The 16,359-nt window shown below is 64.7% G+C and carries 17 protein-coding genes; 10 read left to right on the forward strand and 7 right to left on the reverse strand.

The window, feature by feature from the left end; translation table 11 throughout:
• The first annotated feature begins 56 nt into the window (after positions 1 to 56).
• The 7 genes from BHK69_RS29470 to BHK69_RS29500 all read left to right on the forward strand — a co-directional run bounded on the left by BHK69_RS29470 (position 57) and on the right by BHK69_RS29500 (position 6,601).
• Entirely contained in the window at positions 57 to 707 is a 651-nt protein-coding gene (locus BHK69_RS29470; protein ID WP_158516295.1) for a GntR family transcriptional regulator, read from the forward strand.
• Positions 707 to 1,693 carry an alpha/beta hydrolase gene (locus BHK69_RS29475; RefSeq protein ID WP_069693219.1) on the forward strand — a complete coding sequence of 329 codons (987 nt, stop codon included), beginning with the start codon at positions 707 to 709 and terminating at the stop codon, positions 1,691 to 1,693. The genes BHK69_RS29470 and BHK69_RS29475 overlap by 1 nt, the downstream gene beginning before the upstream one ends.
• Positions 1,666 to 2,898, forward strand: coding sequence for an ABC transporter substrate-binding protein (locus BHK69_RS29480; RefSeq protein ID WP_083269752.1), 1,233 nt, complete (start codon positions 1,666 to 1,668; stop codon positions 2,896 to 2,898). The genes BHK69_RS29475 and BHK69_RS29480 overlap by 28 nt, the downstream gene beginning before the upstream one ends.
• Positions 2,899 to 3,016: 118 nt before the next feature.
• Entirely contained in the window at positions 3,017 to 3,874 is an 858-nt protein-coding gene (locus BHK69_RS29485; protein WP_244548359.1) for a carbohydrate ABC transporter permease, read from the forward strand.
• Complete coding sequence (locus tag BHK69_RS29490) at positions 3,871 to 4,707, forward strand: carbohydrate ABC transporter permease (protein WP_069693221.1); 837 nt, start codon at positions 3,871 to 3,873, stop codon at positions 4,705 to 4,707. The genes BHK69_RS29485 and BHK69_RS29490 overlap by 4 nt, the downstream gene beginning before the upstream one ends.
• Positions 4,707 to 5,591: a sugar phosphate isomerase/epimerase family protein gene (locus tag BHK69_RS29495; protein WP_069693222.1), complete on the forward strand. Its 885-nt coding sequence runs from the start codon at positions 4,707 to 4,709 to the stop codon at positions 5,589 to 5,591. The genes BHK69_RS29490 and BHK69_RS29495 overlap by 1 nt, the downstream gene beginning before the upstream one ends.
• A complete protein-coding gene (locus BHK69_RS29500) occupies positions 5,588 to 6,601 on the forward strand; it encodes a Gfo/Idh/MocA family protein (RefSeq protein ID WP_069693223.1) in 1,014 nt (337 codons plus the stop codon). The genes BHK69_RS29495 and BHK69_RS29500 overlap by 4 nt, the downstream gene beginning before the upstream one ends.
• Positions 6,602 to 6,840: 239 nt before the next feature.
• On the opposite strand, the gene BHK69_RS29505 is transcribed toward BHK69_RS29500, so the two are convergent.
• On the reverse strand, positions 6,841 to 7,749 hold the full coding sequence (locus BHK69_RS29505; RefSeq protein ID WP_199579011.1) for an arginase family protein: 909 nt from the start codon (positions 7,747 to 7,749) through the stop codon (positions 6,841 to 6,843).
• A gap of 1 nt (position 7,750) precedes the next feature.
• Here BHK69_RS29505 and BHK69_RS29510 point away from each other — a divergent pair, with 1 nt between their 5' ends.
• A complete protein-coding gene (locus BHK69_RS29510) occupies positions 7,751 to 8,020 on the forward strand; it encodes a hypothetical protein (protein ID WP_069693224.1) in 270 nt (89 codons plus the stop codon).
• Positions 8,021 to 8,143: 123 nt separating this feature from the next.
• Here the strand turns inward: BHK69_RS29510 and BHK69_RS29515 are convergent, their stop codons facing one another.
• A complete protein-coding gene (locus BHK69_RS29515) occupies positions 8,144 to 8,920 on the reverse strand; it encodes a class I SAM-dependent methyltransferase (protein WP_069694068.1) in 777 nt (258 codons plus the stop codon).
• A 169-nt stretch (positions 8,921 to 9,089) separates the two neighbouring features.
• Here BHK69_RS29515 and BHK69_RS29520 point away from each other — a divergent pair, with 169 nt between their 5' ends.
• Together BHK69_RS29520 and BHK69_RS29525 are read left to right on the forward strand one after the other, a co-directional pair.
• Positions 9,090 to 9,638, forward strand: coding sequence for a hypothetical protein (locus BHK69_RS29520; protein WP_148663625.1), 549 nt, complete (start codon positions 9,090 to 9,092; stop codon positions 9,636 to 9,638).
• Positions 9,619 to 10,650, forward strand: a complete 1,032-nt coding sequence (locus BHK69_RS29525) for a DUF2891 domain-containing protein (protein WP_069693226.1) — start codon at positions 9,619 to 9,621, stop codon at positions 10,648 to 10,650. The genes BHK69_RS29520 and BHK69_RS29525 overlap by 20 nt, the downstream gene beginning before the upstream one ends.
• A 16-nt stretch (positions 10,651 to 10,666) precedes the next feature.
• On the opposite strand, the gene BHK69_RS29530 is transcribed toward BHK69_RS29525, so the two are convergent.
• From BHK69_RS29530 to BHK69_RS29550, 5 genes are all read right to left on the reverse strand, one after another.
• Positions 10,667 to 11,431, reverse strand: coding sequence for an SDR family NAD(P)-dependent oxidoreductase (locus BHK69_RS29530; protein WP_069693227.1), 765 nt, complete (start codon positions 11,429 to 11,431; stop codon positions 10,667 to 10,669).
• Positions 11,432 to 11,480: 49 nt separating this feature from the next.
• On the reverse strand, positions 11,481 to 12,368 hold the full coding sequence (locus BHK69_RS29535; RefSeq protein WP_083269753.1) for a carbohydrate ABC transporter permease: 888 nt from the start codon (positions 12,366 to 12,368) through the stop codon (positions 11,481 to 11,483).
• A gap of 1 nt (position 12,369) precedes the next feature.
• On the reverse strand, positions 12,370 to 13,365 hold the full coding sequence (locus BHK69_RS29540) for a carbohydrate ABC transporter permease (RefSeq protein ID WP_148663626.1): 996 nt from the start codon (positions 13,363 to 13,365) through the stop codon (positions 12,370 to 12,372).
• 7 nt (positions 13,366 to 13,372) lie between these two features.
• Positions 13,373 to 14,611 carry an ABC transporter substrate-binding protein gene (locus BHK69_RS29545; protein WP_158516296.1) on the reverse strand — a complete coding sequence of 413 codons (1,239 nt, stop codon included), beginning with the start codon at positions 14,609 to 14,611 and terminating at the stop codon, positions 13,373 to 13,375.
• A gap of 149 nt (positions 14,612 to 14,760) precedes the next feature.
• The gene (locus BHK69_RS29550) at positions 14,761 to 16,167 is read right to left on the reverse strand and encodes a beta/alpha barrel domain-containing protein (protein ID WP_069693229.1); all 1,407 of its coding nucleotides are present in this window, start codon (positions 16,165 to 16,167) and stop codon (positions 14,761 to 14,763) included.
• Between the last annotated feature and the right edge of the window lie 192 nt (positions 16,168 to 16,359).

Below are 16,359 nucleotides of genomic sequence, written 5' to 3' on the forward strand. Positions count from 1 at the left end.
GACATCGGCTTGCAGGTCGCTTGACATTGACGATGCATTTATCATTATCGATATTGATGAATGCGACCCTCCCCAGCCTGATCCGAAGGCCACGCGACGTGGTCTACGAGTCGCTGAAGCGACAGATCATGATCAATGATCTGCGCCCCGAGAGCGCTTTGACCGAACTCGGCATGGCGCGCGAGCATGGCTGCAGCCAAGGCACTATCCGTGAAGCCCTCTTCCGCCTGCAGGAGGACGGGCTCGTCACCCGCTCCGGCCATCGCGGCACCATGGTAACCCGGCTCGACCCCGAGGAGGCGGAGGAAATTCTGGCGTTGCGTCGCCGCATCGAACTCCGCGGCGCGTTGCGGGCGGTGCAGCATGTCGATAGCGCCAATCTGGAGCGTCTGCAGGCCATCCAGACCGATATGGACGCGGCCGCCGCAGCCGGCGACGAATATGCCCTGATCGCGCTGGACATGGCTTTCCACCTGACCATCTTCCGGCTCTCCGGGTTGGACGCGCTCGAGCAGATCCTGACCCGTTGCACGCTGCATTCGCATCGCTCGAAGCTCTGGGCGCCGGGCCATCGCCGCCCGCTGGTGGAGACAGCCGCTCGCCACCGGGAGCTGTTTGCATTGCTTGAGGCCCGCGACGGTGGCGGCTTGTCGCGGGCGATCGCGGAGCACATCGACACCATCGTCCTGCGCGACGGAGAAGCCTGATGCAGCCCTGGATCGATCCACAGATGGAGGCGATTCTGGAGCGCATGCGCAGCGGTCCGGCCTTCGATTTCCGCGCCGCACCGATCGCCGAGGCGCGCGCCACCGTCGATGCCGCGACACTGCCCTGGAGCGAAGGCGCTCCAGGCATCCCGGCGCGCGATCTTGCCATTCCCACTGCGGGCACTGCCATGCGCGCGAGGCTGTACCAACCCGAAGCCGCGCCGGTGTCCACCGTCATCATCTATGCCCATGGCGGTGGCTGGACCTTTGGCTCGGTCGAGACCCATGACGGCACCATGCGCCATCTCGCAGTGGAAGCAGGCTGCGCTGTCCTTGGCGTCGATTACAGGCTCGCGCCCGAACACCCCTTCCCCGCGCCGCTCGACGATCTCATGGCCGCCATCGCCTTCGTCGAGCAGGGCGGCCTGGGCGAAGCCATTCCCACCGGCGGAATCGCTATGGCAGGCGATTCCGCCGGCGCCAATCTGGCGCTTGCGGCACTGTTGCGCCGGCGCGACGAAGGCCTGCCGTCCCTCTCGGCCGCAGCGCTGTTCTATGGCTGCTACGAGCCCGATTTCTCGACACCGAGCCATGCGGCCTTCGGCGGTGGCGACTACCTGCTCACCAGCGCGAACATGCGCTGGTATTGGAACAACTTTCTCGGCGGCGAGCCCGATGGAACGGTGAGGCTCGCAGCTCCCGTCCGGTCGAATCTCGCGGGCCTGCCGCCGCTCTATCTCTCGGCCGCGGGGCTCGATCCCCTGCGTGACGACACGATCCGACTGGCGCGGCGCCTGAGCGAGGCGGGCGTCCCGTTCCGTTTCGACCATGTTCCCGGCGTCGTGCATGGCTGCCTGCGCATGAGCCGGGAACTCACTGCGGCCGCCGCCATGCTCGCGGCCGGCGGCCGATACCTGGCCGACCACCTCAACGATAAAAAAACCGGAGGAAACCAACCATGGAACGCAGGACTTTCATCAAGTTAGCGGGCGCAAGCGCACTGTCCATTCCCCTTGCCGCTCCTCTCGCCCGCCCCGCCATCGCTCAAGGCGCGACGACCGTGCGCTGGTGGTATCATTTCGACAATCCGCAGCATTCGCCAGCTGAACTCGTCGCCAAGTTCGAAGCCGAGAATCCCGGCATCAAGGTTCAGGCGGAGAGCATTCCCTGGGGCGGCGGCAACGACTACCAGACCCGCCTCTTCGCTGCGCTCGTCGCAGGCAACGGTCCCGATTGCGCCATGGTCCGTCTGTCCTGGGCCGCGCGCTTCCAGCAGATGAAGGCGCTTGCCCCGATCGACGACCTGATCGCCGGCTGGGCTGGGCGCAGCGACATCGCCGATAACATCTGGAAGCTCAACAAGGGCGCCGACGGCAAGCAATATTACCTGCCGCTGCAATATGTCGTGCTCTATCTCTACTACCGGCAGGATCTGTTCGAGCAGGCGGGCCTGAAACCGCCCGCGACCTTCGAGGATTTCCGTAGCGCGGCCAAGGCATTGACCAAGTCCGACCTCTCGGGCTTCGGCCTGCGCGGCGGCGCCGGCGGGTTCGACCATTGGGGGCCGTTCGTGCTCGGCGGCGGCGCCAGCTTCGAGAAGGGCGGCATGCTCAGCGAGAAAGCGCTCGCCGCCAATCGCTGGTTCGTCGATCTCACGCTCAAGGACAAGGTGGTGCCGGCCTCGGCGCCGACCGACAGCTTCCGCCAGATCGTCGATACCTTCAAAGCCGGCCGCACGGCCATGACCATCCACCATGTCGGCTCGGCGAACGAAATCGTGGGCGTGCTTGGCGACAAGGTCTCGGCCGTGCCGGTGCCGCGTGGCCCGGACGGCAAGGGCTGGACCTATTTCGGCGATGAATCCAACGCCGTCTTCGCCGCCAGCAAGGCGCGCGAGGCCGCCTTCAAATGGTGCGCCTTCCTCTCCATCGCGGAGAACAACGTGGTGCTCAACAAATTCACCGGACAATTGCCGATCGCGTCCTCGGCGGCAAAGGACTGGACGCTGCACCCCAAACGTTTCGTCGAGGCGAGCGCCGCCTCGCTGCCGATCGCAGCCTCGCTGCCCGATTCGCCCAAGACGCCGGACTTCATCGCCAGGATCTGGCCGGCCAATATGCAAAGAGCGCTGCTCGGTCAGATCCAGCCCGACGAGATGATGCGCGCCGTCGAGCAGCATTTCCATGGTTGACGGGACTGGCGGCGGCCGGACGGCCAGCCCCCGCCCCTTGCCCTCGTTTCGACAGGCTCGCATCGTGGCTTCGCTCACCACCATGGACAGACGCAGGCCGCCCCTTGGGCGCGGCTCGATGCCATTCTGGTTCCTGCTCCCGGCCATTCTGGTCACGGCAGGCGTCGTGCTCGTCCCCGTCGCGCAGACGGCCTGGCTCAGCCTGCAGGACTACCTGCTCTACGACCCCGACAATGCCCGCTTCATCGGGCTCGGCAATTTCGCCAAGATCGCCGGCGACGAGGTCTTCTGGATCTCGCTCGGCCAATCCTTCATCTGGATCATCGGCGTCGTCGGACTGCAATTCCTGCTTGGGCTCGCCGCGGCTTTGCTGCTCAACCAGAGCTTCTGGTGGCGCGGGCTGGCGCGGTCGCTCGTCATCATCCCCTGGGCGCTGCCGAGCGTCATCATCGGGTTGATGTGGACCTGGATGTACGACTTCAACCTCGGCGTCATCAACGACATCGCGATGCGCCTTGGCCTGATCGCGGCGCCGATCGCCTGGTTGGCGAGGCCCGACACCGCGCTCTACGCCATCATGCTGGCCCTGATCTGGCAGGGTTTCCCCTTCTTCGCCGTGACCATCCTGGCTGGCTTGCAGACCGTGCCGGCCGAGCTCTACGAAGCGGCCGAGATCGACGGCGCCACGCGGCCCCAACAACTCTTCCACGTGACCTTGCCCGCAATCGCCGACGTGATCGCCACCGCCCTGCTGCTGCGCACGATCTGGGTGGCGAATTCGCTCGACGTCATCCTGGTCATGACGGGTGGCGGGCCGGGCTACGCGACCCACACTTTGCCGCTCTACGCCTTCCTGCGCGCTTCGAGCAGCATGGAGTTCGGCTATGGCGCGGCGCTGGCGCTCATCCTCACCGCGATGCTGCTGGGGGTCGTCTTCCTCTATGTCCGGCAGGCCGCGAGGAGCATCGAGACATGATCGAGCGCCGCTCTCGCACCCGGCGCATTCTGGAGGTCGAGCTTCCCGTCCTCCTGATCGTTCTCTTCGCGCTTGGCCCCTATGGCTGGATGATCCTGACCTCGCTGAAACCTCAGGCGGAGCTCTCGACCTGGCCGCTGACCTATTGGCCGCGCGAGCCGACGCTGCAGCATTACAGCGACCTGATTGCACGCACGAACTTCGCCGGCAGCCTGGGCAACAGCCTGATCATCGCGATCGGCGCCAGCTTGCTTGGCCTCGGAGTCAGCATCCCGGCGGCCTATGCCTTCTCGCGCTTCCGTTTTCGCGGCCGCCAGGGCTTGCTGACCGGCTTCCTCGTCATCAACATGTTCCCGGTCGTGCTGCTCATCATCCCGCTCTTCCTGATGATGCGTCGACTCGGGCTGATCGACAGTTTTCTTGGCGTCATTCTCGGCCATTCGACCTTTTCGATCCCCTTCGCGATCTGGATGCTGACCAGCTATTTCAACGCGATCCCCAAGGACCTCGACGAAGCGGCGATGATCGACGGCGCCAGCCGCCTCCAGACCATCCGCCTCATCATCCTGCCGCTGCTGATGCCCGGCGTCGTCACCGCCGGCATTTACATCTTCATCACCTCCTGGAACGAATATCTCTTCGCCATGATGCTCTCGGGCCAGGCGGTGCGCACCGTCACGGTCGCGCTGCAGCTCTTCATCGGCGAATTCACCATCCAGTGGGGCCTTCTCACGGCTGGCGGCACGTTGATCGCGCTGCCGGTCACCTTCCTGTTTCTCCTGGTGCAAAGGCGGCTCGTGGGCGGACTCACGGCCGGAGCGGTGAAATCATGATGACGAATTCCATCGGGGTCATCTCGATGTTCTATGCGCGGCCCTTCGCGCGCGCGCATTTCGACTGCTTCCGGCGGATCAAACAGGCCGGAGCCGATGTCGTCGAGCTCCTGGTGCCCGAGCCGGGCGAGCTCGATCTCGGCGAGACCCGCGCCGCGATCAGGGACGCTGGCCTGTCCTGCGTGCTGGCCGCCCGGGTCAATTTAACCCGCGACCTCGCCAGCGCCGAGATCGGCGCGCACAAGGCCGGCATCGCCTATCTGGAAACTTGCGTCGATATCGCCGCCGCCTTGGGCGCGACCATCGTCGGCGGCCCACTCTATGGCGCTCCGCTGGTCTTTGCTGGTCGGGCGCCCGCCCCCGTCGATGAAAGCGAACGCAAACGCCGCATCGACGCCATCGTCGCGGGGCTCGCGCAAGCCGGCCGGCGCGCTGCCGATTCCGGCATCATGCTCGGCGTCGAGCCGCTCAACCGCTTCGAGACCGATATCTGCAACACGACCCGCCACGCGCTCGAAATCGTCGAGCGCGTCGGCAGCCCAGCTGTCGGCGTGATGCTCGACACCTTCCATATGAACATGGAGGAATTCGATCTCACTGATGCCATTCGCAGAGCCGGATCGCAGCTCGTGCATTTCCAGGCCAACGAGAACAACCGCGGCTTCGTCGGCTCCGGCCATATCGACTGGCCTGCGATCGCTCGAGCCCTGCGCGACATCGCCTATCGCGGGCCGATCGTGCTCGAACCCTTCCGACGCAGCGATGAGCAGGCCGGCACGCCGCTCGCCCAATGGCGCGCGCCGACGGAAAACGAGGACGAGCCGCTGGCTGCCAGCATCGCCTTCCTCAAGGCCGCGCTCGCCTTCGCCGGGAGGACGGCATGACCGCCCCCCCAAGCACGCTGCGCATCGGCTGGATCGGCTGCGGCACCCACGCCAACGAAATGCTGCTGCCGCAATTGACGCGGCATGATGTCGAAATCGTCGCGCTCTGCGAAACGGACGAAGCGCGGTTGAATACGACCGGCCGGCGCTATGGCGTCGCGGAATCCTGCCGCCTGCGCGACTGGCGCGACCTGCTCGCCCGGAGCGATCTCGATGCTATCGGCCTCGCCGTCGGTCCCGGCCTGCATCACGAGATCGGGCTGGCGGCCATCGCGCGCGGCTTGCCGCTCTTCATCGAGAAGCCGCCGGCGCCGACGGCCAAGCAGGCTGCCGAACTGGCCGCAGCTGCGGCAAGCCGGAAGGTACCGGTCGTGCTCGGCTTCATGAAGCGCTACTCGACGGCCAATCGCATCGCGGTGAATGTCATCGGCTCAACGGAGTTCGGGGAAACGGCGAGCTTCCTCGGCCAGTACATGACCGCGCCGACCTACTTCGCCAATAACCCGGACTATTCCGGCTTTTATCTGCATCATTGCGTGCATTATTTCGATCTGGTGCCGCATTTGATGGGGCAGGTCGCCTCGGTCGGCGCAAGGCGGCACGAATTGGCGCCGGGCAAGCTGCTGCTCCATGTCGATTTCCGCTTCGCCAATGGCGGCATCGGCACGCTCGTCATGGGTACGCACCAATCGCGCGGCACGCCGATGGAATGGTGGCAGGTCATGGGTGACCATGCCCGCGTCGAGGTGCGTAACCTCCACGAGGTCCGTTATTTCCGCAATCCGCCCTTCAAGGTCTCGAAACCCGAGGCGAGCCTGATCGACGGGCAGGATACGCTGGTCTGGGAGCCTAATTTCACGGCCGCCGCCAATGAGGATCACAAGGGCTATCACGCCCTGCTCGGCGACTTCGTCCGGGCCGCGCGGGGCGAACCGACCGCGGCGCCGGGCGCAGCGGATGGCGCCGCAGCGATGGCCCTGCTCGAACAGGTCATCACGGCTTCCGAATAGGCGCAGCGTCAGTTCGAGAAGCGAGGCATTCGAGCTCGACCGGAGCTGGCGCGATCACGTCCGCAATGGGACAACGCGGCTGGAGAGCTTGTTCTAACCCCTGAAAACGGAGCAGATCAGAGGCAAGGCCTACCGGCCGCGAGCACAGCGGCAGTCAGCGTTTTCATCGGACTGGAATGCCGAACGTGTAACTAACGGGATCGACATGATTGGGCATATTCTGGGGGCGGCGGCGCGCTTCAGGCAAATACATTGTGCAAGAGGGACACGACGAGCCGCGCATAAGTACCCTGCGGATCGAGAGTTGGGTCGTAGATCGTGATCGTAAGGCCGGCGCAGCGCGCATCCTTGATCAGACTCCGCAGCAGCACGACGAGCTCAGCCGGATCGATGCCCGGACTGCCCGGCGTATCGACGGCTGGCATGATCGCCTGGTCGAGGACATCGACGTCGAAATGCAGCCAGAACGGCCAACCGGTCCGATCCAGCGTATTGTGCGTGCGCTCAATGACGCTCGGAACGCCGATCTCCCTTGCTGTGAACACGTCGATGCGGGTGATGGCGGTCTCGTTGACGTCCGGCCAGGCGAAATCCGCATCGCGCCCTTCGCGCTCGCCGATCTGAACCACCTGCTCGTCCGGTACGAGCGGCGCGGGCGCGTCCGGCCAGCCGGTCAACAGTGCCTCGCCGCGTCCGGTCGCCAGTGCCAGGTCCATGCCGGCGACCGCGCCGAGCATGGCGGCGGAATCGTAATTGCCCGGATGGCGAAAATCGCTGTGGCCATCGACGTGGACCAGCGAGAGTGGCCCAAGCCGCCGGCCGCCGGCAAGCGCGCCGAGCAGGATCGAGCAGTCCCCGCCGACCACGACGGGGAACTCGCCGGCGCCGACCGCCGCCGAGACCGCGTCGGCGAGCATGAGATTGAACGCCCTTATGCTTTGGCCGTTACGAAGCCGGGTGCCGGGTTGTGCCTCGGGTTCATATGCCGGCCGCGGCAGTCTGACCTTCCGCAACGGCGCGAGCGCCTCATCGAGGCCGACGCGCGCCAAGGCTTCGGGCGCATGCCATGTGCCGGGTACATGACCCGGACGTAACGGCCGCAGGCCCAGATTGGATGGTGCGTCAATAAGGACGATCGGTCGCCGCATATTGCTTCCCTCAGAGCATGTTAAACTCAGCAACGGCGGCACGATTTTTTATAAGCCGCTAACGCCAGAGGCCGACCTCGGCGCGCGACTGCCTCCGAAAACGCCGATCCATCTCTATCACGGCAGCGAGGATGACATTGCGCCGTTTGCGCATGTCGATCTTTATGAGGGAGCGATACCCGGCGCGATCGTGCATCGGCCCAACGGGCGCTATCACCAGCTCAACGGCGACTTGGCCGAGGTTGCCGCTGGTGTCCGCGCTTTGACATGAGGCGCGCCTGCCAGCCGAAGCCTGCGCGCCGCCGGAGGCCCAGTTCTTCGGCCTTGGCCTGACACCCTTCGCTGCGAGTAACGAGGCAGACGCTGTTGCTCTCATGGCACTGGCCGCAGATGACTACTGGCTCGTCCGATGAGCGGTGATGATCCACGCACGCGAACCAAAAAGCACACCGTCGGCAGCCAAGTGTGCATTCAGTAAAGCGCGCAACCGCTGCAGCGCCTTATTAGCAGCCGCCGCGTCGACGCCAGCACGTGCTTCCTTCGCAAATCCGAGGCCAGTCACAGCATCACACGCCGCATCGACGTCTGGACCATAGAAAACCGGTTCGTGCACCTCGGCAAAGCCGATCGAAGCAAAGCCTGCCGTGGTTAGAATACCCGTAGCGACTGCAGGATCGCTGAGTGAGAACGCGGCACCCGCTGATGCGATGGTTCCGGGAGCTAGCGCCCGCTGAATAGTGGTGGCCCATTCGTTGTGCTCCCGGCTCTGCCACACCATCAACACGAGACGGGCTCCAGGCCGCATCGTCCGGCCAATGTTGGCAAACGCAGCAGCCGGATCGCCAAAGAACATCACCCCAAATCGACTGATGCACAGGTCGAAATGGGCTGCCGGAAACGCTTGGACCTGGGCATCACCCTGTTCAAACCCGACGTTCCGCAACCCCTCCTCTGCGCTACGCCGGCGAGCAACGTCGAGCATCTCTGCTGACACGTCGACGCCGACCACGCTTCCCTCCACCGCGACGCGGGCAGCCTCACGAGTGGTTTGCCCCGCACCACAGCCGATATCGAGTACGCGGTCCCGTATTCCAGCATTGACGGCAGCACGAAAGTGTTCGTTGTGCCGCCGTAACTCCGCGTCGTAGAAGTCGGCGCGATCCAACGCCATCACGTGCACCCATCTTGGCCAACGGATAGTCAACATAGCTGAAGGTCAAATAGAGCGGCAATCTGGAACTTGCGGCGGCGCGTGAAGGCGGGCGCAAAGTCGTCATCCGCGGTGTCGATGATAGAGGAGGATCGCCTTTCCACCCAAATCGGCTCTTTAAATAGCAGTTGTGAAGGACCGCGGGCTGCTCGATCGCACCAGTGGATTGCTTGACGGTGGCGTCGTCCTGTCGCTGCTCGTCTTCGCGCTCGCGACGATGGCGGGTGTCTCGGCGCAGCTCCGGGCCGACCCCGAACTGGCGCTGCTCTGCCTTGGCCTGGCCTTCGCTGCCAATCTCGGCATGCAGCTCGCAGGCGCGCTTCTCCTGACGGGTTCGCTCCGTCAGCGATTGACCGTGGGGCTCACGCTTGGCAACCGCAATGTCGGCCTGGTCTGGTCGGCGCTGGGCACTGGTGCCACCCCGTCGATCTCGCTGTTCTTTGCCGCAACCCAATTCCCGATCTATCTGCTGCCGTTGCTGATCGAATGGATCGTCCGTATCCGCAGCGCTAAAGCATTTTCGAGCGAAGTGGGCACCGGTTCCCCCGCGACAAACGCGAAGCGTTTGCGCGGAGAAAACGCGTTAAGCCAAAGCGCTGGAGCTGTTGAACGGTCCAATTGGATCGGAAGCCGCTCCAGCCCCGCCAAGGAGACACAGCATGCCGACAGAACCCCGTGAGCTGACCGCCGAGATCGCCGAACGCTTCGCCCGGATCGCGCTTGGCCATGTCGGGCGCGAATATCCCAACAAGCCCGACCATGTCCTCGCTGGGCCGCAGGATGCGCGCACGCCGCGCGAACTCCACCCCGTCTTCTACGGCAGCTTTGACTGGCACTCCTGCGTCCACAGCTACTGGCTGCTCGCCCGGGTGCTGCGGCGCTTTCCGGACACAGCCGCGGCCACCGAGATCACAGCGCTGTTCGAGGCGCAGTTCACCGCGGAGAAGATCGCCGCCGAATGCGACTACCTCGCCCAGCCGACGGCGCGCGGTTTCAAGCGCCCCTATGGCTGGGCCTGGCTGCTGAAGCTCGCGGCTGAACTCTCCGCCTTGCCGAACCGGGACTGGTCCGTCAGGCTCGCGCCGCTCGCCGAGGCTTTCGCCCAACGCTTCCGCGACTTCCTGCCGCTCGCGACCTATCCGGTCCGGGTCGGCACGCATTTCAACACCGCCTTCGGCCTGAGGATGGCGGCCGATTATGCGCAGGCGACGCAGGATGCCGCGTTCTCCGCGCTGCTGCGCGAGACCGGCCTGCGCTGGTATGGCGAGGACGCCGACTGCCCGGCCTGGGGCGAGCCGAGCGGCGACGATTTCCAGTCCTCGGCGCTGATCGAGGCCGAATGCATGCGCCGCCTGCTGGCGCCGGAAGCGTTCCTGCCCTGGCTCGCGCGTTTCCTGCCGCGCATCGAGAACCACCAGCCCCGGACCTTGTTCGAGCCTGCCTCCGTCAGCGACCGCAGCGACGGCAAGATCGCCCATCTCGACGGTCTCAATCTCAGTCGGGCCTGGTGCTGGCGCTCGCTGGCGGCCAGCTTACCTGCCGACGACCCGCGCCGCCCGATGGCATTGGAGGCGGCGCAGCGCCATCTTGCGGCCGGGCTGCCGCATATCGCCGGCGACTATATGGGCGAGCATTGGCTCGCGACCTTTGCCCTGCTCGCGCTCGAGGCTGGCGAAGCACCCGCCGGGTGATGCGCTCGCGGGCAAGCTACGGCATCAATTGGCCGCCATTGACCTCCAGCACCTGGCCGGTGACGTAGCCGCTGAGTTCCCCCGAGGCCAGAAAGAGAAAGGCCCCGACGCAGTCATCCGAGGTGCCGACGCGGCCCATCGGCACCGTTCGGCGCATCGCCTCGATCTGCTCGGCATTCGAATAGCGTTCGTGGAAGGGCGTATCGATCACGCCCGGAGCCACGGCGTTGACGCGGATCCTCGACGGCACGAGCTCGCGGGCCATGCCCTTGGTGAAGGCGCTGACGAAGCCCTTTGAGGCGCCGTAGAGAATGGCGCCACCCCCGCCGCCATTGCGGGCGGCGATCGAGGTCACGTTGATGATCGAGCTGCCGCCATCGCTCGGCATCAATGGCGCGACCTCGCGGGTCATGGAGAACACCGACCAGCAGTTGAGGCGCATCACCTTGTCGTAATGCTCATCGTCCATTTCGGTCGTCACGACCCGGCCGAGCATGCCGCCGGCATTGTTGATGAGAACGTCGATGCGGCCGAAATGCGCCATCGTCCGGGCGGCCAGCGCCTTGACGTCCTCCTGCTTCGTCACATCGCCAGGCACGGCCAGGCCGTCACCGCCCTCGCGCTTGATCTCGTCGAGCACCGCCATCGCCGCGTCGCGGCTGGCATTGTAGTGCACGACGACCTTGGCGCCGTGCCGGGCAAAGCCCTTGGCGACCGCTGCGCCAATGCCCGTGCTCGCGCCCGTGACGAGAACGACCTTGCCTTTCAGGTCGGAGATCATGCTGTGCTCCTCGATCGGTGGAAATGGCGGGTATCGCGGACCGCGAGCGTCACGAGGTCAGCGCGCCCGCGGTCATGCCCTGCACCATGAAACGCTGCAGGAAGATGAAGGCGATGACGAGCGGCAGGCTCGCCAGGACCGAGAACGCCATCATCGTGTTCCACTCCGTGACGAACTCCGCCATCAGGCTGTAGATCGCCATGGTCAGCACCCGGTTTTCCCAGGATTCGATCAGCACGACCGCGAAGAGGAACTCGTTCCAGGCGAGCAGGAAGGTGTAGAGGCCAGCCCCGATGAAGGCCGGGTAGGACATCGGGATCAGCGTGCGAAAGATCGCCCCCAGCCGCGAGCAGCCATCGACCATGGCCGCCTCCTCGATGTCGCGGGGAATGTTGAGGAAGTAGCTGCGCAACATCAGGATGCAGAAGGGCAGCGTGAAGGTGAGATAGACAATCACCAGCGAGGTGCGCGTGTCGTACAGCCCCAGCGTGATGAAGATCCGGAAATAGGGGATGCAGAGCAGCACGAGCGGAAACATCTGCGTCGTGATCAGGAACATCAGCACGGCGCGCTGGCCGATGAACTTGAAGCGGGCGAGCGCATAGGCCGCCATGGCGCCGAGCACGAGCGACAGCCCCGTCACCATCAACGAGACCATCATGGTGTTGAGGAAGACGACGAGGAACTTCTTGTTGGAGAAGATCTTCTCATAGCCCTGCAGGGTGAAGACCTGCGGGATCCAGTCCGGCGGCATCTTCATCACCTCGATGTTCGGACGCACCGACACCGTGACCATCCAGGCCAGCGGGAAGAAGATCACGATGATGGCGAGGACGAGCAGCCCATAGGCGAGCGCGTTGAGCAGCCGCTCGCGATTCCGCTGGCCAAGATGATAGGGCGAGATCGTCTGTGGCAGCGTTGCCGTGCGTGTGCGCATGTCAGCTCACATTGCTCATGGTCCGGCGCACATAGATGGCGCTGACGGTGAAAAGGACGACGAACATCACCACGGCCTCCGCCGAGGCGTAGCCGAAGCGCAGCTTCTGGAAGCCGTCGAAATAGATCGCGCTGGCGAGCACCTCCGACGCATGCGCCGGGCCGCCGCCGGTCATCACGAAGACCGGATCGAAGGCGCGGAAACTCCAGATCGAGTCGAGCAGGACGATCGTGGTGATCACCCCGCGCAGCTGCGGCAGCGTGATGTGCCAGAACTGGCGCGGCAATGACGCGCCGTCGATCTCGGCGGCCTCGTAGAGCTGTTTCGGCACGGCTTGCAGGCCGGCGAGCAGCATCACCATGAAGAAGGGGAAGGCGCGCCAGACATTCATCGCCGTGACCGAGCCGAGCGCGGTCGAGGGATCGCCGAGCCAGGAGACCGAGGCGTTGGCATCGATCACGCCGACCGAGACGAGAAGCCCGTTGAAGACGCCGAAGGGCGCCAGCATCAAGACCCAGATCATGCCGGCGACCGTCGGCGCCAGCAGCCAGGGCACGATCAGCAATCCGCGCGCGAGTGTGCGGAACGTGTCGTTGATCTGCATGTTGAGCAGGAGCGCCAGCGCCAGGCCGATGGCGAGGTGGAGCACCACGCTGAACACCGTGAAGATCACGGTTTGGCCGAAGGACCTCCAGAACAGCGGGTCTTGCAGCAAGGCGGCATAGTTCCCGAAGCCGACCCAGGTCTCGCGCTGCAGGTTGCTGTCGTGGAAGCTCAATCGGATGACGTCGACGAGCGGGTAGATCAGCAGCGCGACCAGGATGAGCAAGGCCGGCCACAAGAACGAATAGGCCAGGATCTCCTCACGATATCGCCGCCTGAGCGAGAGCATCGTCCACCGACCGATGCCGGACCGGCCACCTGTACGGGACAGGTTGGCCGGCTTATGAGCTGTGACCAGGCGCGACGGCGGCGCGCCCGTGTGCAGGACTGTCACCTCGCACCTACTTGGCCGAGGCCAGGATCTTGGTCCACTCGGCCGCCGCGTCGTCGAGCGCCTGCTTGGCGGACTTCTTACCCTGCACGACGTTCTGCACCTCCGTCGTCATGATCTTGTTCATCTGGACGGCGTTGGGCATGACGAGGAAGGGCGACTCGGCATTGGAGCGGCCCATCTGGGTGACGAAGGCTTGGAACTCCTTGCGCTCCTTGAACCAATCCTGATTGGCGACATCGGTCCGGGCCGGGAAGGCGCCGGTGCCCTTGGCCCACATCTCGATGCCCCTGGGACCGGACATCCAGCTGATGAAGGCCCAGGCCGCGTCCTTGTCCTGCGCCTGGCTCGACAATGTGTTGAGCGAGCCGCGGACCATGGTGCCGGCCGCCTTGCCCGTCGGTAGCGGCGCGATCTCATAGTTCAGCTTGGGGTTGAGCTGCTTCTGGATCGCGATGCCCCAGGGCCCCTCGAGCATCATCGCGATATTGCCCGAGGCGAAATTGGCGCGCTTCTCCTTCTCGCCATTGCTGAGCACGCCGGGGACGGAGATCTTGTCCTTGTTGATGCGCTCGACATACCACTCGACCGCAGCCACGCCCTCGGGGCTGTTGAAGACGGCCTTGTTCGTGGTCGCGTCGATGAGCTTCGCGCCGGCCTGGAGCATGAGCGGGTAGATCTCATAGGTCATGTTCGTCGGTGGCTCACCCTGCAGCGTGCCGGTGATGGCGAACTGGCGCTTGTCGGGATTGGTGAGCTTGCGCGCCATCTCCGCGAACTCGTCCCAGGTCTTGGGAGGACCCGAGAGGCCAGCCGCCTTGAACAGATCGGTGTTCCAGAACAGCGCGACGGCGCCGCTCTCGACGGGCAGATAGAACTGTTTGCCGCGCCAGGCCTGATGGAAGGTCTTCGGGATGTTCTCCCAGAACTCCTTTGGCTCCTTCGCGATCCGCTCGTCGAGTGCATCGATCATGCCGAGATCGGCGAATTCCGCCACCCAATCGACCTGGACCATCAGCACGTCGGGCAGCTTCTTGGCCTGATGCTGGACGATGGCGCGATCGTGGAAGCCGGTGAAGGGCGCATCGACCGGCACGAGCTTGATGCCGGGATTGTCCTTCTCGAAGGCGGCCTTGAGTTCGGACATGAACTTCTCGCCGACCTCGGTGCCCTTCCACTGCCCCCAGCGGACCTCTTTCTGCTGAGCCTGGGACGAGGTCGGCAAGGTGAGCAGGGAAGCGAGTGTCATTGCCGCGAGCGCCAGCAATGATGACCTACGGTGCAGGTACATAAGCGTCCTCCTCGGTTTTTTGTTGGTCGTTTCCTCGGTGTTTTCTTTGAAGCTGGCGGCTTCGCTTTCTGCGGCCGCTCTTGTCGTCGTCGGTATCGCGCCGCCTTTTACTCCGCGGCAATCCTGTCGAGCGTGTCGGGCAAGGGCGGCGCGATCTTGGTCAGGCTGGTGTTGTCGCGGACGAGTTGCGAGGTGTCGCCGACATTCATCCAGGTGAACATGTTGCGGAACATGCCCTGCAGCGACGCCATGACCTCCTCGCCGACGGGCTCCGGCAGTGCCCAGAACCGCGCCTTCATCACCTTCCAGGCCTTCTTGCGCGTGTTGTAGAGGAATTGCAGGTCGTTCTCGCCTTGCTGCCGTTCATTGGCGTGATGGGCGAAAATGTAGTCCCGGATCTCGCCGGCAATCGCCTTCGGCAGCTTCGGATGGTCGAAGATCAAATTGGTGAAGCCCAGCGCGAGATGGATCTCGATGGCGCCGGTGCCCGGGAATTTCGCGAGCTGGTGGCCGGGCAGTGTCGAGGCGCCATGCTGCACGGCGCCGCCCATCCCGAATTCCGCGCGGCAGATGTCCGAGATCGTCTTCAGCAGCTCGTAATCGACGTTGACATCGGCGAGCTTGCCGTCCGGCTGCATCTTGCCGCCGTGATAGGTGCCGGAGTTGATGCTGATCTTGCTGACGGGCGCCAGCGCCTTGCTCCGGGCCGCGAGCTCCTCGCGATAGACCGCCATGAACTCGTGCAGTTCCTCGGGCGTGGTGTTCTCGTGGCCGACCTCGCCGATCTCGGCGCCAAGCGAGATGGTGACGCCCTCAGGCTCGATGCCGCGCACGAATTGCGTGAAATGCGCGGTCAGCTCCGCGTTCAGGCGCTGCTGCTCCCGCACCGTCGGCAAGGAGAGATCGACGACGGTCGAGGCGTCGATATCGATGCTGTAGAAGCCGGCGGCGACCTGCTCGCGCATGATCCCTTCCAGCCTGCGGATTTCCGCCGCGCTATCCTTGAGATAGGCGCCGGCATTGACCTGGTCATGGTCGGCCTGGAGGAAGACCGGGCCCTGATGCCCCTCACGCAGGGCCGCAGCCAGCACGCCTGCGGTATATTCGGCCGGCGGCTGGGCGGCGTAGATCGCCTCCCCCACCGCCTGCTCGAAAATGAACAGCTTGGCATCCATCTCCCGGGCGGCACGAAACACGGCGCGACAGGTATGGTAGGTCCAGCCGCGAAGGTTCATGGCGGGAACGGTCTTGCCCTGCCATTTGCCCGCGGCACGCGCGAGGTAGAGCTCCTGCACCGAGGCCGGCACGATGCCCGCCACCAGCGCCACCTGCCGTATCGCCCAGACCGCGAAGGCGCGCGCCTCGGGCTCGGCCAGCGCCGCCGTCTCCGCCCAGCGATCGATCATCTCCGCAGGTGGCCGCTGCGCTTTCGAGAAATCAGGCGAGGCGGCGGACAAATCGACCTTGAGGGTCCTGAGATCGTCGGCGAGTTCGGCGAGCGAAGAGCAGCCCATGAGTGACACCTTCTCGGATTATCTTCGAAATCGAAAATTCTGGTGCGAAACCCCGTTGCAGTGGCGCCTGGCCGAACTGGGGCACATGACCGCTCGATCAGCCCGGCCGATACCCGAAACGGCGAATGCCCTTCCGTTTCAGCTCCGTCGTGCCTTCGGTTCGCGATTCAGCGCTCGCCGAAGGCATAGAGC

This window comes from Bosea vaviloviae (genome assembly GCF_001741865.1).
GTDB classification, from domain to species: domain Bacteria; phylum Pseudomonadota; class Alphaproteobacteria; order Rhizobiales; family Beijerinckiaceae; genus Allobosea; species Allobosea vaviloviae.